Origin of the sequence: Amycolatopsis sp. NPDC051903 (assembly GCF_044452505.1) — a bacterium.
Lineage (GTDB): Bacteria > Actinomycetota > Actinomycetes > Mycobacteriales > Pseudonocardiaceae > Amycolatopsis.
Genome location: NZ_JBITBT010000002.1, coordinates 165,718 through 180,248, shown reverse-complemented (window position 1 = coordinate 180,248; position 14,531 = coordinate 165,718). Strand labels below are relative to the sequence as shown.

At 72.4% G+C, this 14,531-nt stretch carries 10 protein-coding genes; 8 read left to right on the top strand and 2 right to left on the bottom strand.

Features of this window, described 5'->3' with window-relative positions:
* Positions 1-12 precede the first annotated feature (12 nt).
* Positions 13-852 (bottom strand): SDR family NAD(P)-dependent oxidoreductase, encoded by an 840-nt coding sequence (locus ACIA77_RS05085; protein WP_395884499.1) that lies wholly within the window; start codon positions 850-852, stop codon positions 13-15.
* A gap of 64 nt (positions 853-916) precedes the next feature.
* Between ACIA77_RS05085 and ACIA77_RS05080 the strand changes: the two genes are divergently transcribed.
* Positions 917-2,029, top strand: a complete 1,113-nt coding sequence (locus ACIA77_RS05080; protein WP_395884498.1) for a pyridoxal-phosphate dependent enzyme — start codon at positions 917-919, stop codon at positions 2,027-2,029.
* Between the two features lie 19 nt (positions 2,030-2,048).
* Here ACIA77_RS05080 and ACIA77_RS05075 read toward each other — a convergent pair whose 3' ends face one another.
* Positions 2,049-2,987, bottom strand: coding sequence for a catalase family peroxidase (locus ACIA77_RS05075; RefSeq protein WP_395884497.1), 939 nt, complete (start codon positions 2,985-2,987; stop codon positions 2,049-2,051).
* A 276-nt stretch (positions 2,988-3,263) separates the two neighbouring features.
* Here ACIA77_RS05075 and ACIA77_RS05070 point away from each other — a divergent pair, with 276 nt between their 5' ends.
* From ACIA77_RS05070 to ACIA77_RS05040, 7 genes are all read left to right on the top strand, one after another.
* Positions 3,264-4,673 carry an amino acid permease gene (locus ACIA77_RS05070; RefSeq protein WP_395884496.1) on the top strand — a complete coding sequence of 470 codons (1,410 nt, stop codon included), beginning with the start codon at positions 3,264-3,266 and terminating at the stop codon, positions 4,671-4,673.
* A 111-nt stretch (positions 4,674-4,784) separates the two neighbouring features.
* Positions 4,785-5,783 (top strand): LacI family DNA-binding transcriptional regulator, encoded by a 999-nt coding sequence (locus tag ACIA77_RS05065; RefSeq protein WP_395884495.1) that lies wholly within the window; start codon positions 4,785-4,787, stop codon positions 5,781-5,783.
* A gap of 94 nt (positions 5,784-5,877) precedes the next feature.
* Complete coding sequence (locus ACIA77_RS05060) at positions 5,878-7,167, top strand: extracellular solute-binding protein (RefSeq protein ID WP_395884494.1); 1,290 nt, start codon at positions 5,878-5,880, stop codon at positions 7,165-7,167.
* Positions 7,164-8,144 carry a carbohydrate ABC transporter permease gene (locus ACIA77_RS05055; RefSeq protein WP_395884493.1) on the top strand — a complete coding sequence of 327 codons (981 nt, stop codon included), beginning with the start codon at positions 7,164-7,166 and terminating at the stop codon, positions 8,142-8,144. The genes ACIA77_RS05060 and ACIA77_RS05055 overlap by 4 nt, the downstream gene beginning before the upstream one ends.
* Positions 8,141-8,965 (top strand): carbohydrate ABC transporter permease, encoded by an 825-nt coding sequence (locus tag ACIA77_RS05050; RefSeq protein WP_395884492.1) that lies wholly within the window; start codon positions 8,141-8,143, stop codon positions 8,963-8,965. Before ACIA77_RS05055 ends, ACIA77_RS05050 begins: the two co-directional genes overlap by 4 nt.
* Positions 8,966-8,974: 9 nt before the next feature.
* Positions 8,975-11,821 carry a glycoside hydrolase family 2 TIM barrel-domain containing protein gene (locus ACIA77_RS05045; RefSeq protein ID WP_395884491.1) on the top strand — a complete coding sequence of 949 codons (2,847 nt, stop codon included), beginning with the start codon at positions 8,975-8,977 and terminating at the stop codon, positions 11,819-11,821.
* 22 nt (positions 11,822-11,843) lie between these two features.
* The gene (locus ACIA77_RS05040; protein WP_395884490.1) at positions 11,844-14,531 is read left to right on the top strand and encodes a hypothetical protein; all 2,688 of its coding nucleotides are present in this window, start codon (positions 11,844-11,846) and stop codon (positions 14,529-14,531) included.

Sequence of the window (14,531 nt, the reverse complement as noted above, 5' to 3'; positions counted from 1 at the left end):
GACGGCCGGTGCTCAGAGCGACCAGCGCTCCCGCGCGGGCGGTTCCAGGTCCAGCTCGTCGGCCACCGCGGCGGCGACCGCGTCCACGTCCCACGCCTCGCGGCGCAGCACCGGGTGCTTCACCGCCGGCTGGCGGACCACGTGCAGGGCGTCGACCGCCAGGCGCAGCACCTGGCCCGTCACCGCGGCCGACAGGTCGCTGAGCAGGTAGGTGACCAGCGGCGCGATCCGATCCGGTGACTGGTGCGGCCCGCTGCGGTGGTTCGGGTCGGCCGCCATCATGCGGGTCCAGGCGATGGGGCACACGGCGTTGACGCGGACGCCGTGCGGGGCGAGGTCGCTCGCCCACGAGAACGTCAGCGACGCGACCGCGCCCTTGCTCGCGGAGTAGGCCGCGGCGCCGCGCTGGCCGACCATCGACCCCGACGTGACGTTGACGATCGAGCCGCTGCCCTGGGCGTGCATGTGCCGGATGGCGGCGACGCCGCAGGCGAACGAACCCAGCACGTTCGTCTCCAGCAGTGCGCGCGTGCGCGCCGGATCGGTGTCCTCCCACGGCGGCACGTGGTACCCGACGGCGGCGTTGTTGACCAGGCCGTCGAGCCGGCCGAACTCCGCCACGCACCGCTCGACCAGCTCATCGGCGTGCCGGGGGTCGGCCACGGAGCCGACGCACGCGACCGCCCGCCCGCCCGCCGACGCGATCTCCGCGGCCACCTCCTCGGCCGGGCCGCCGTCCACGTCGTTGACCACCACCGCCGCTCCGGCGTCCGCCGCGTGGTGCGCGTACGCCCGCCCCAGCCCCCGGCCCGCTCCCGTGATCACGACCGCCTTTTCCCGAAGTGCACCCATCGGCCCAGTCTGGCGCGAAACCGGCACGTTGACCGGACGGGTGAGCGTGGCCAGAGTGTCCCTCGTGGACTACGTGGACGAACGCTCCGGCCGGCGCTACCCGCTCGACCCGCTGCGGTGGCGCGGGGACGACGGCGCGCCGCTGACGGTCGAGGTGTTGCCGGGCATCACGCGTGAGCAGGTGGACACCGGCGACCGCTCGCTCTGGCGCTACCGGGCCGCGCTGCCCGGTGACCTGGCACCGGTCTCGCTCGGCGAGGGCTGCACGCCGCTCGTGGAGCGGCCGTGGCGGGGGCACGCCACGCGGTTCAAGCTCGAGTGGTTCTCCCCCACCGGGAGCTTCAAGGACCGCGGCAGCAGCGTCATGATCTCCGCGCTCGCGCGGGCCGGCGTGCGCGACGTGCTCGAAGACAGCTCCGGCAACGGCGGCTCGTCCGTCTCCGCGTACGCCGCGGCGGCGGGGATGACGGCGACGATCCTCGCGCCGGAGTCGACGTCGCCCGCCAAGATCCTGCAGAGCCGGGCGTACGGGGCGAAGGTGGACCTCGTGCCCGGCACGCGCGACGACACCGCGGCGGAAGCCCTGCGCCGGTCGGGGGAAACGACGTACGCGAGCCACAACTGGCACCCGTTTTTCCTGCAGGGCACCAAAACCCTCGCGTACGAGCTGTGGGAGGACTTCGGGTTCACCGCGCCGGACACCGTGGTGACCGTGGCCGGCGCGGGCAGCATCGTCCTCGGGCTCGACCTCGGCTTCGGCGAGCTGCTGCGCAGCGGGGCCATCCCGAAGCGGCCGCGGCTGCTGGTGGCGCAGCCGGCGAACTGCGGGCCCATCGACGCCGCGTTCCGGGCCGGTCCCGGCGAAGCCGTCACGACCGCGTTCGCACCGACCATCGCCGAGGGCACGGCGATCCGCGAGCCGGTGCGGCTGCCGGAGGTGCTCGCCGCGATCCGGCGCTCGGGCGGGGCGACGGTCGCGATCGCCGAGGAGGAGATCGCCCGGGCCACCCGCGAGCTGGCCGGGGTCGGGCTCTACGCCGAACCGACCAGCGCCACCGCGGCGGCCGCCGTCGACGAGTTCCGCCGCCGTGGCGTGCTCGCCCCGGACGAGAACACCGCCGTCGTCCTCACCGGCTCGGGGCTCAAGGCGGCCGCCGTGATGGGCACACTGGTCTGAACCTTCTCCGCCGGCGGTTTCAGCGCTGGTGGCTGCGCCGGTCGTAGGACACCGCGTAGATCGCACTGCGCGCGGCGAGGATCGGGTCGCCGGACAGCTCGATGCCCTCGGTCAGCAGGGTGGGGTCGAAGACCTGCGCGTCCCAGTGCTTCCGGTCGGTCACCTCGCCCGTGATGGCCAGCCGCCCCGCGGTGATCTCCGTGCGGTCCGCCGGCCACACGAGGGTGGCGTCGTCGGTCGGATCGCCCGGTTCGGCGAGCTGGACCTTCAGGCTGAACTCGACCGGGCCGCGCGCCAGCCGGGTGGCCAGTTCGCCGGTGAGGTGCTCGGCGGGCCAGTCGCCGCCTTCGCCGGCGCCGAGCACGTGCTCACCCGCCTCGGGCACCCAGCGGTAGCGCACGGGGCGGACGGCCCCGTCGGCCGCGCGCCACAGGAACGCGTGGATGGCCCAGTACGTCGTGGTGCCGTAGCTGACCGGCGTCGGGAGCTGCGCCGCGGTGAACAGCGCCGGCCCGGCGCTCGGGTGCGCGCCGACGTGCGCCTGGACCTTGGCGAGGTCGGGCTGCCCGGTGGCCGGGTCGGGCTCGGCCGACTTGAGCAGGCCGAGGAAGTCCTCGGGCGTCGCGGCGATGAACCGGTCGAGGTTGACCGCGACGAGGTCGGTGTTCCCGCCACCGGGCAGGTGGAACTTCACCGCGAGGCCGCGCACGGCCGTGCCGGCGTCGGGCAGGTGCGGGTTGGTGTCGGTGTGCGAGAACCGCACGGTCGCCCGCACCGGCTCGCCCCGCAGGTGGGCCGCGGTGGTCAGGTCGGCGGCGACGCCGGACGGCACGAACGTGGCGTCGTAGCAGACGCCGCGCGCGTGGGCCCGGCGGTAACCCGGGAAGGTGCCCTTCAGCTGCTCGATCTCGTCCACGATGGACACGGAGAGCTGGGACGCCGGCAGTTCGGTGGTCATGCCGCGAACGTAACGGCCGTCGCGGCCCCGCACCCGCCGCGCTACCCGCGCGGCCACGAAAGTGTTCCCCAAGTTCCCCGGAAACCGGGGATCGGCACCGTCCACAGTGGCGTCCCCGTTTCCTCAAGTCTTGATCAAGTCGCCGGACGGAATCGCGATCTGTCAAATCGAAAACGGGTTTTCTGCCCGTTCCACCGGGGTGATTTCTCACACACCTTAAGTTTTCCTTGGTGCGCCTGGTCGCCCGTCGCGGGCACCCGCTAGCGTCTCGCAACCATGGATTCCACAAGCGTCGCCAAGGAAGGCGACAGCTACACGAAAGCACTCGGCAACCGCCAGGTGCAGATGATCGCGATCGGCGGTGCGATCGGGGTCGGCCTGTTCCTCGGGGCCGGCGGAAAGCTCCAGCAGGTCGGGCCGTCGCTCATCTTCTCCTACGCCATCTGCGGCGTCGCGGCCTATTTCGTCATGCGCGCACTCGGCGAGCTGGTTCTGCACGAACCGAGCTCGGGCAGTTTCGTCACCTACGCCCGCAAGTTCATCGGGCCGTGGGCCGGGTTCGTGTCCGGCTGGATGTACTGGGTGAACTGGGCGATGACGGGCATCGCCGAGATCACGGCCGTCGCGATCTACGTGCACCGGTGGCTGCCCGACGTGCCGCAGTGGATCACGGCGCTCGTCGCGCTCGGCGTGCTGCTCGCGGTGAACCTGCTGAGCGTGAAGCTGTTCGGCGAACTGGAGTTCTGGTTCTCCGTGGTGAAGGTGCTCGCGATCGTGGTCTTCCTGATCACCGCGATCGGGCTCGTGCTCACGGGCGCGAACATCGGCGGCACCACCGCCGGCGTGCACAACCTCGTCGACCGCGGCGGCCTGTTCCCCGCCGGCCTCGGCATCGCGCTCATGACGCTGCAGGCGGTCATCTTCGCCTACTCCGCCATCGAGGTCGTCGGCATCGCGGCCGGCGAAACCAAGGACGCGCGCAAGGTGCTGCCGAAGGCGATCAACGGCGTGGTGTGGCGGATCGGCGTGTTCTACGTCGGTTCGGTGCTGCTGCTGGCGATGCTGCTGCCGTGGCCGTTCTACAACGGCGGCGAAAGCCCCTTCGTCACGGTCTTCTCGCGCCTGGGCATCGCCGGCATCGGCGACGTGATGAACGCCGTCGTGCTCACCGCCGCGCTGTCCTCGTGCAACTCCGGCCTCTACTCGACCGGCCGCATCCTGCGGGCGCTCGCGGACAAGGGCGAGGCGCCGAAGTTCGTGGGCCGGATGAGCAGCCGCCACGTGCCCTACGGCGGCATCCTGTTCACGTCGATCGTCTACGTGCTCGGTGTGGTGCTGAACTACATCGTGCCGCAGGAGGCCTTCGACATCGCCATCGCGGTCGCCTCGCTCGGCGTGGTCGCCACCTGGGCGACGCTGATCTACTCGCAGCTGCGCATGCGCCAGGCCGCGCTGCGGGGCGAGGTCGAGCGGCCGAGCTACCGGATGCCGGGCGCGCCCTACACCGGCTGGGCCACGCTCGGGTTCCTCGTGCTCGTCGTCGTGCTGATGGGCTTCTCCGACGGCGCCGAGAAGATCGCGTTCTACTCGATCCCCGTGCTCGTGGTCGTGCTGGCCGTGGGCTGGCGGATCGTTTCGCGCCGCCGCACCGCCGAGGTGCCCGCGGCCGCCGTCGAGGCGGACTGAGCCGACCGGGCCGTCGCGCGCCGGGCCGGGGACCACACCCGGGCCGGCGCGCGCGGTGCGGGCATACTCGGTGCCGGTGGCGCGTCCGCGCCGGACGGCGGGAGGTGCGTCATGGTGTCGCAGGAGACGTCGCGACGGGTGACGATCCACGACGTCGCCCGCAGCGCGGGGGTGTCGCGGCAGACGGTGTCGCGCGCGCTCAACGACAAGGCCGAGATCGACGGCGCCACCAAGCAGCGCGTGCTCGACGCCGCGCGTGAGCTCGGTTACCGGCCGAGCCGCTTCGCCCGCGGGCTCGTGCGCCAGGACACGACCACGATCGGGCTCGTGATCCCCGACCTGCTCAACCCTTTCTTCACCGAGGTCGCCGCGGCCGCGCTCGAGGCCGCCCGTGCCCGCGGCTGGCACGTCGTCGTCTACGACACCGCCGACAGCGCCGAGGAGGAACTGGGCACGCTGGAGGTGATCGGCTCACAGGTCGACGCCGTGGTGGGCTACTTCAGCCGGCCCGAGGACGAGCTCGACCGGTTCACGCGCGGGATCCCGATCGTCCTCATCGGGCGCGAGCACCACACCCCGCGCTTCAGCTCGATCCGCGTCGAGGGCGCCGCCGGCGTCCGGGCTGCGATCGCGCACCTCGCCGCCCGCGGCCACCGGCGCATCGGCATGCTCGACCACGCCGGGCGCGCCGAACCGAGCATCCGGCGCGAGTGGTTCGCCGGCGCGGTCGCCGAGCACGGCCTGGCCGCGGACGCCGTGGCCCGTGCCGAGCAGTCCGTGGACGGCGGCGCGGCCGCGCTGGAGGAGCTGCTCGCCGCGCACCCGGACGTGACCGCGGTGTTCACCTTCAACGACATCATCGCGATGGGCGCGCTGCGCGCCGCCCGCCGGCTGGGCCGCCGGGTGCCCGCCGACCTCGCGGTGGTCGGGTTCGACGGGCTGCAGCTCGGCACCGTCGTCGACCCGGCGCTCACCAGCGTCGCCCTCGACACGCGCCGCCTCGGCGCCCTGGCGATCGACCAGGCCGCCCGGCTGCTGACCGGTGCCGCTCCCCTGGCGGCCGACGAGCTGGTCGTGCACGCCGAACTGCTCGTGCGCGAATCCGCCTGATCACCCGCTTGACACGTCGGGGCTGCCCGCGCACACTTCCGAGCAATTCGTGAACGTTCACGGGAGCGTTCACGGACCTCCCGGAGGGTCCCCGATGACGTTGACTCGACGACGGTTCCTGACCGCCGCGGCCGCCCTCGGCGCCACCGCGTTCGGCGCAGGCGCCTGCACCAGTCCCACCACCGCGAACCCGGGGCGGATCACGCTCTGGTACACCTCGAACGGCCTGTCGGAGCAGGTGCTCGCCGAGGCCGTGAAGCGCTTCGCCGCGCAGAAGCTCACGCCGTCGCAGGTCAGCGGAGAGCTGAAACAGCGGCTGCTCGCCGCGCTGGCCGGCGAGGCCTACCTGCCCGACATCACCATGCTCGGCGACGACATCGCCACCTACTTCGCCGACACCGACCACTTCGTCGACCTGAACTCCCTCGGCGCGGACAGTGTGCGCGGCGAGTACCTGCCCTGGAAGTGGCAGGCCGGGCGAAGCCCTGCGGGGTTCCAGCTCGGGTTCCCGATCGACGTCGGGCCGGCCGCGCTCTACTACCGCCACGACCTGTTCGCCCAGGCCGGGTTCCCCAGCGAGCCCGCGGACGTCGCCGCCGCGGTGTCCACTTGGGACGACTACTTCGAGTTCGGCCTGCGGGTGCAGAAGAAGCTCCCGGGCCGGTACCTGATCACCGACACGAAGACGGTGTTCACCTACTCGCTGGCCCAGGAACCGGAGAAGTACTTCGACCGCGCCAACCGCTACCTCGACGACCAGTCGCAGGTGCGCCGGGCGTGGGACCGCGCGGTGCAGGCGTTCCGGATGGGCCTCACCGCGGGGTACGCGGGCTCGCAGAGCATCAACGGTGAGTCCATCGACCGGCACGCGGCCTGGAACAGCGGCAAGGAACTCAGCTTCGTCAACGCCTCGTGGATCACCGGCGAGCTGAAGCAGTCGGCGCCCGGCACGGCGGGCAAGTGGCGCGTGTGCCGCGCGCCGGGCGGCGCCGGCAACCAGGGCGGGTCGTTCCTCGCGATCACGAAGTACTGCCCCGACCCGCACGCCGCGTTCGAGATCGTGAAGTGGCTCCAATCGCCGCGGAACCAGCCGCAGACCTACCTGGAGCTCGGGCTCTTCCCGCCCAGCCCGTCGGCCTACCGCGACCCGCGGCTGCTCGCACCGGAGCCGTTCTTCGGCGGCCAGGTGACGATGGACGTGTTCGCGAAGAGCGCGCAGGAGACCAAACCCGTGTACTTCAGCCCGTGGGACATCACGATCAGCGACACCTACACCGACGAACTGACCACTGTGGAGAGTGCCGGCAAGGACCCGGAGCAGGCGTGGCGCGACGCCCGCGCTTCGGTCGAGCGCCTGCTGCGCCGCCAGGGGGTGCTGTCGTGACCGCGATCCTGCCCGCCGGGACCACCGGGGCCGCCGGCACCCGTCGCGCCCCCGTGCGCCGCACCGCCGCCGGGCGGCGCAAGCGGTGGCGCTACCTGCCGCAGTACCTGGCCGTCGCGCCGTTCTTCGTGCTGTTCGCGATCTTCGGCGCCTACCCGGTGCTGTACTCGCTGTACCTGGCGTTGCAGCGCTGGGACGGCGTCGGCCCGATGAAGTTCGTGGGCCTGCAGAACTTCGCGTACCTGCTCACCGACACGACGTTCTGGGACTCGATCGGCAACACGCTGATCATCTGGGTGCTCTCCACGGTCCCGATGACGGCGCTGGCGCTGCTCATCGCGCTCGGGCTCAACTCGTCCGTGCGCCACAAGGGCGTGCTGCGGGTCGCGTACTTCCTGCCCAACGTGACCTCGATCGTGGCCATGTCGCTGGTGTTCGGGTCGGTCTTCTCCGACGAGTTCGGGATCCTGAACTGGTTCCTGGGTCTGTTCGGCATCGGCCCCGTCGACTGGCTGAGCGACCCGTGGGCCATCCGCGGCGCGATCTCGATCATGATCATCTGGCGGTGGACCGGGTACAACGCCATCATCTTCCTCGCCGGGCTGCAGGCGCTGCCACCCGAGGTGTTCGAGGCGGCCCGCATCGACGGCGCCGGCCCCGTGCAGACGTTCTTCCGCATCACGCTGCCGCTGCTGCGCCCGGTGCTGCTGTTCTCGGTCGTGATGTCGGCGATCAGCGGGCTGCAGATCTTCACCGAGTCGCAGGTGCTGCTCGGCAACCGCGGCGGGCCCGGCGGCGCGGGCATGACGATGGTCCTCTACTTCTACAACACGGCCTTCGCGGACAACGACTTCGGCTACGGCGCGGCCATCGCGTGGGGCATCTTCCTCGTCGTCGTCCTCTTCTCGATCCTCAACTGGCGCCTCGTGCAACGGCCCGAGCGCGGCCAGGTCCAGACCAAGGGAGCCGGCCGATGACGAGCAGGCGCGCCCGGGTGGTGACGCTGGTGGCGCTGATCACCGGTGCCCTGATCACCCTCTTCCCCTACTACTGGCTGGCCGTGATGGCGTCCAACACCACGGCCGACATCTACGCGACACCGCCGCGGCTGACCTTCGGCGGGCACCTGTTCGCCAACATCGGCGAGGTGTTCGCGAAGATCGACTTCTTCGGCTCGCTGCTCAACACGCTGATCGTCGCCGTGGTCACCACGCTGCTGGTGCTGTTCTTCGACTCACTCGCGGCGTTCACCTTCGCCAAGTACGACTTCCCGGGCAGCAACCTCCTGTTCGGCGTCCTGCTGGCGACGTTCGTGGTCCCCACGCAGCTCTCGGCGATCCCGCAGTTCACGCTCATGGCGCACTTCGGGTGGGTCGGCGACCTCAAGGCGCTGATCATCCCGGCCGCCGCCAACGCGTTCGGCATCTTCTGGATGCGCCAGTACGCTCGCGGCGCGATCCCCGACGAACTGCTCGAAGCGGCCCGGGTGGACGGCGCCGGGTTCTTCCGCACGTACCTGTCGGTGGGGCTGCCGGTGCTGCGCCCGGCGCTGGCCTTCCTCGGGATCTTCACCTTCGTCAACGCCTGGAACGACTACCTGTGGCCCCTGGTCGTGCTCATCGACTCCGACCACGTGACGCTGCAGGTGGCGCTGGCGCAGCTGCAGGGCGTGTACGTGAAGGACTACAGCGTCGTGATGGCCGGGACCCTGGTGGCGATCGTGCCGCTGATCGTCGTCTTCCTGTTCGGCGCCCGTCACTTCATCCGCAACATCGCCGCCGGCGCCCTGAAGGGCTGAGAGGAACCCATGCCGTCGTACGTCGAAGACCCCGCACCCGGCACCGGCTCGCTGCCGCCCCGCGCCGCGTTCACCTCCGGCGCGCGCTCGCTCAGCCTCGGCGGCACGTGGCGGTTCCGCCTCTCGCCGTCGGTGGCGGCCGCTCCGGAGGGGATCGCGCGCGACGACTTCGACGACAGCGGCTGGGACCGCCTCACCGTCCCCGGCCACTGGCAGCTGCAGGGACACGGGAAACCGGCCTACACCAACGTGAACTACCCGTTCCCGGTGCAGCCGCCCTTCGTGCCCTCGGACAACCCGACGGGTGACCACCGGCTCGTGTTCGACCTGCCCGCGGACTGGCCGGACGAGCCGGCGGTGCTGCGGTTCGACGGCATCGACTCCTGCGGGCGCGTGTGGCTCAACGGCGAAGAGCTCGGCGTGACGCGCGGGAGCCGGCTGCCGGCCGAGTTCGCGGCCGGGCACCTGCTGCGCCCGCGCGGCAACGTGCTCGCGGTCCGGGTGCACCAGTGGTCGTCGGGCAGCTACCTCGAAGACCAGGACATGTGGTGGCTGTCGGGGATCTTCCGCGGCGTGACGCTGCTGGCGCGCCCCGCCGGCGGCGTCGAGGACTACCAGCTGCACGCGGACTACGACCACCGCAGCGGGCTCGGCACGCTCTCGGTCACCGCGGCCGAAGGCGTGCTGCTCACCGTGCCCGAGCTCGGCGTCGCGGACCTGCCCGCGGGGGAATCCGTCGCCGCGGCGGTGGAGCCGTGGAGTGCCGAGTCGCCGCGGCTCTACGACGGCGAGGTGCACACCGCGGCCGAACGCGTCCCGGTGCGGATCGGCTTCCGGACCGTGGTCGTCGAGGACGGCCTCGTCAAGGTCAACGGCCGGCGCGTGGCCTTCCGCGGCGTCAACCGCCACGAGCACCACCCGCGGTTCGGGCGGGCGCTGCCGCGCGAGTTCGCGCTGGCGGACGTGCTGCTGATGAAGCGGCACAACGTGAACGCCGTGCGCACCAGCCACTACCCGCCCGACCCGTACTTCCTGGAACTGTGTGACGTCCACGGGCTGTGGGTGATCGACGAGTGCGACCTGGAGACCCACGGCTTCGGCGTGCTCGGCTGGGCCGGCAACCCGAGCGACGACCCGCAGTGGGCCGAGGCGTACCTCGACCGCATGCGCCGCACGGTCGAACGGGACAAGAACCACCCGTCGATCGTGCTGTGGTCGCTGGGCAACGAGGCCTACACCGGCCGCAACCTCGCGGCGACGGCGGCGTGGACCCGGGAACGCGATCCGTCCCGTCCGGTGCACTACGAGGGCGACTTCGAGTGCGAGTACGTGGATGTCTACAGCCGGATGTACGCCGACCACGCCGAAGTCGACCGCATCGGACGGCGCGACGACGGCAACGAGCGCCGCCGGTCGCTGCCGTTCCTGCTGTGCGAATTCGCCCACGCGATGGGCAACGGCCCGGGCGGGCTGCTGGAGTACCGCGAGCTGTTCGAGCGGTACCCGCACGTGCAGGGCGGGTTCGTGTGGGAGTGGCTCGACCACGGCCTCGCCCGGCGCGACGCGCGGGGCCGCGAATACTTCGCCTACGGCGGCGACTTCGGCGAGCCCATCCACGACGGCAACTTCGTGATCGACGGCGTGGTCCACCCCGACCGGACGCCTTCGCCCGCGCTGGCGGAGTTCGCCAAGGTCTTCGAGCCGGTGCGGATCGGGCCGAGCGCCGGCGGCCTGCGGATCGAGAACCACTACGACGTGGTCGATCTGGCGCAGCTCGCCTTCCACTGGGTGTACGAGGACGACGGCGTCGAAGTCGCGGCCGGGGACCTGGCCGTGCCCGAAGTCCACTCCGGACGGAGTGCCGAAGTGGCGCTCCCGGCGTTGCCCGGCGTGCGCGGTGAAGGCGTGCTGACCGTGCGGGCGGTGCTGCCGGCCGGCACCGCGTGGGCGCCCGCGGGGCACGTCGTGGCGTGGGGACAGCTTCCCGTCACCCCGGCGGCCGAGCCCCCGCCGCCGGCCGCCGGCGCTCCCCTGGTTCGCGACGGCACGGTGCTGCGGCTCGGGCCGGGGGTCTTCGACGCCGGGTCCGGGCGGCTCGTCGCGCTCGGCGACCACCGCGTCGACGGGCCGCGGCTCGACCTCTGGCGCGCGCCGACCGACAACGACCGGGGCTCCGACCAGCCCGAGGAGGCGCAGTGGCGGGCGGCGGGCCTGCACCGGCTGCAGCACCGCGCGGCCGAGGTCGTCGAACGGGCGGCCGGGCTCGTGGTGCACACGCGCGTCGCGCCGCCCGGCCTCGGCTTCGGCATGCGCGCCGACTACCACTGGACCGCGGACGGCGACCGGCTGCGGCTGCGCGTCGACGTCGAACCCGAGGGCGAGTGGCCGTGCACGCTCCCCCGGCTCGGGGTCCGGATGGCCGTGCCGGGAGCGCTCGGGTCCGTCGAGTGGTTCGGCGCCGGTCCCGGAGAGGCCTACGCCGACAGCTGCCAAGCCGCCCGGCTCGGCCGGTTCTCCTCCACTGTGGACGGTTTGCAGACGCCGTACGTGTTCCCGCAGGAGAACGGCAACCGCGCCGACGCCCGCTGGTTGCGCCTGACGGCGGCCGGCGGCGCCGGGCTCCGCATCGACGGCGAGCCGGTGTTCGACTTCACGGCGCGGCGCTGGACCAGCGAGGACCTCGACGAGGCGCGCCACACCGTCGACCTGGTGCCGGGTGAACTCGTGCACCTCACCCTCGACCTGGCCCAGCACGGGCTCGGCACCGCCTCGTGCGGGCCCGGGGTGCTGCCCCGGTACCGGCTGCACGCCCAGAAGGCGACCCTCACCCTGACCTTCACCCCGCTGGTCCCTTGAGCGAAGGCGAGGAACCCGGCCGATGACCCGTGTGCCCGAAATCCGGCTCGTCCCCCACACGCACTGGGACCGCGAGTGGTACGAGCCGTTCCAGCGGTTCCGCCTGCGCCTGGTCGACCTGCTCGACGAGGTCCTCGACCGCGCCGAGGCCGACCCGCGGTTCAAGTTCACGCTCGACGGGCAGGTGGCCGCCGTCGACGACTACCTCGAAGTCCGCGGCGAGAACCGCGAGCGGGTGGCCGCGCTCGTCGCGTCCGGGCAGCTCGCGGTCGGACCGTGGCAGATCCTGCTCGACGAGTTCCTGGTGTCGGGCGAGAACATCGTCCGCAACCTGGAGCTCGGCTGGGTGCGGGCGACGGAGCTCGGCGAGGCGATGCGCGTGGGCTACCTGCCCGACGAATTCGGCCACTGTGCCCAGATGCCGCAGATCCTCGCGGCCGCGGGGTTCGAGCACGCGTGCCTGTGGCGCGGGGTGCCGTCCGGAGTGGACGGTCACGCGTTCCGCTGGACGGCGCCCGACGGCAGCTCCGTGCGCGTCGAGTACCTCGCGCACGGCTACGGCAACGCGGCCTACGTGTTCTCCGACCCGGGCTTCTTCGCCGCGCGCATGGCGGACCTGGGCCGCCGTTCGCAGCCGGATTTCGGCGCCGATCCGGTGCTCGCGATGTACGGCACGGACCACTCCGCACCCGTCGGGTCGCTGGTGAAGCTCGTCGCGGGCCTGGATCCCGCGCTGGTGGACGTGCGGATCAGCACGCTCGCGGAGTACGTCGGCGCGCGCGACGCCGCGGACCCGGATCTGCCCGTCGTGCGCGGTGAGCTCCGCAGCCACGCCGCGGCGAACATCCTGCCGGGCGTGCTGTCGGTGCGCCCGCACCTGAAGCAGGCGATGGCGCGCGCGGAACGGCTCGTAGAGCGCTACGCCGAGCCGTTCGCGGCGCTCTTCTCGGCCGAGTCGCCCCAGCGGTTCCTGGACCTGGCGTGGTGGCGGCTCGTCGACGCGTCGGGCCACGACTCCGTGACCGGCTGCGGAGTCGACGAGACCGCGACGCAGGTGTTCGCGCGGATCAGCGAAGCGGGTCACCTCGGGCAGGCCGTGCGGGACCGGGTCGCCGGGCGGCTCGCGCGGTCGGTCGCCCGGGACGCGCTACTGGTGCTGAACCCGACGCCCGCGCCGCGGCGCGATCTGGTGACCGTGGACGTCGAGGTGCCGGCCGAGTGGCCCGGGGTGGCGTTCGAGCTGCCCGGCGGTGCGCGCCTGCCGGCGCAGGTCGAAGCCCGCAGCGGGCAGTTGCTGCACGAGGAAGCCACTGCGGGCGCCGATCTGCCGTTGTTCCTGCCACGCATCCACGGACGGGAGCTCTTCGGCAGTGAGATCACGGGCTGGCGGTGTGACCGTTCCGCCCGGCGGCTGGAGTTCTCCGTCGCGCGGCACGGGGGCGACGAGCCGTTCGACGTCGAGGCCGTGCGGACCGCGCTCACCGGGGCGACGGGCGACTGGACCGTCCGCATCGTCCAGGCCGAGCGCCGCACGGTCACAGGGCTGGTGGACGTGCCGGCGCTGGGCTGGACCTCGGCGCGGGTGGTCCAGGGCGAGGTGCCGGTCGAGTCGCCCGTCCGGCCAGGATCGTTGGTGAGCAACGGACTGGTGAGTGTCGAAGTGCGTGACGACGGCACGCTGCGCATCGCCTCGGCCGGCGGCACGGTGCTCGACGGCGTCGGCCGCATCGTCGACGGCGGCGACCGCGGCGATTCGTACAACTACGCGCCGCCCGGCGCGGACACCGTGGTGGCGGAACCGGAGTCGGTGCGGGTGGTGCCGGGCGTCGAAGGCCCGCTGCGGACCACGTTCACCGTCGAGCGGACCTACGCTTGGCCGGCCGAAATGGACTGGACCCGCGACCGCCGTAGCGCCGAAACCGCCCGCGGCACCGTGACGATGGCCGTAGAGGTCCGCTCGGGCGAACCGTTCGTGCGGCTGGATCTCACGATCGACAACGCTTCGCGCGACCACCGCGTGCGCTGCCACGTGCCGCTCGCCCGCCCGGCGGAGACGTCCCACGCCGAAGGGCAGTTCGCCGTCGTGGCGCGCGGGCGCACGGCCGAGGGCGGGTGCGGCGAGTACCCGATCCCGACGTTCCCGGCCCACGGGTTCGCCGACGCGGGCGGCGCCGGGCTGCTGCTCACGCAGGCGTGCGAGTACGAGCTGCTCGACGACGCGCTGGCCCTGACCGTGCTGCGCACGAGCGGGCGGCTGAGCCGCAACGTCCACCCGTACCGCGAAGAGCCCGCCGGGCCGCAGATCCCGACGCCGCTCGCGCAGCGGATCGGGACCACGACGGTGCAGTTCGCCGTGGTGCCGCACGCGGGCGACTGGCGCGCCGGCGGGCTGCTCGAGGCCGCCGAGCGGTATCGGCACGGCCTGCACGCCACACTGGGCGCCGGTCCGCTCGACGCGCCCGCGGCCGCCCGCTTCGGGCTGGCGGTCGACGGCGCCGTCCTGACGAGCGTGCGGCGGCGCGAGGGTGAACTGGAGATCCGGCTCGTCGCCCAGACTCCCGACGCGACTACGGCGGTGGTGCGCGGGTCGTTCACCTCGGCGCGCCGGACCGACCTCCTCGGGCGGCCGGGTGAAGCGGTCGCCGTGGCCGAGGGCACCGCGCGGCTTTCCTTGCGCCCGTGGGAGATCGCGACGCTGCGGCTCGGGTGA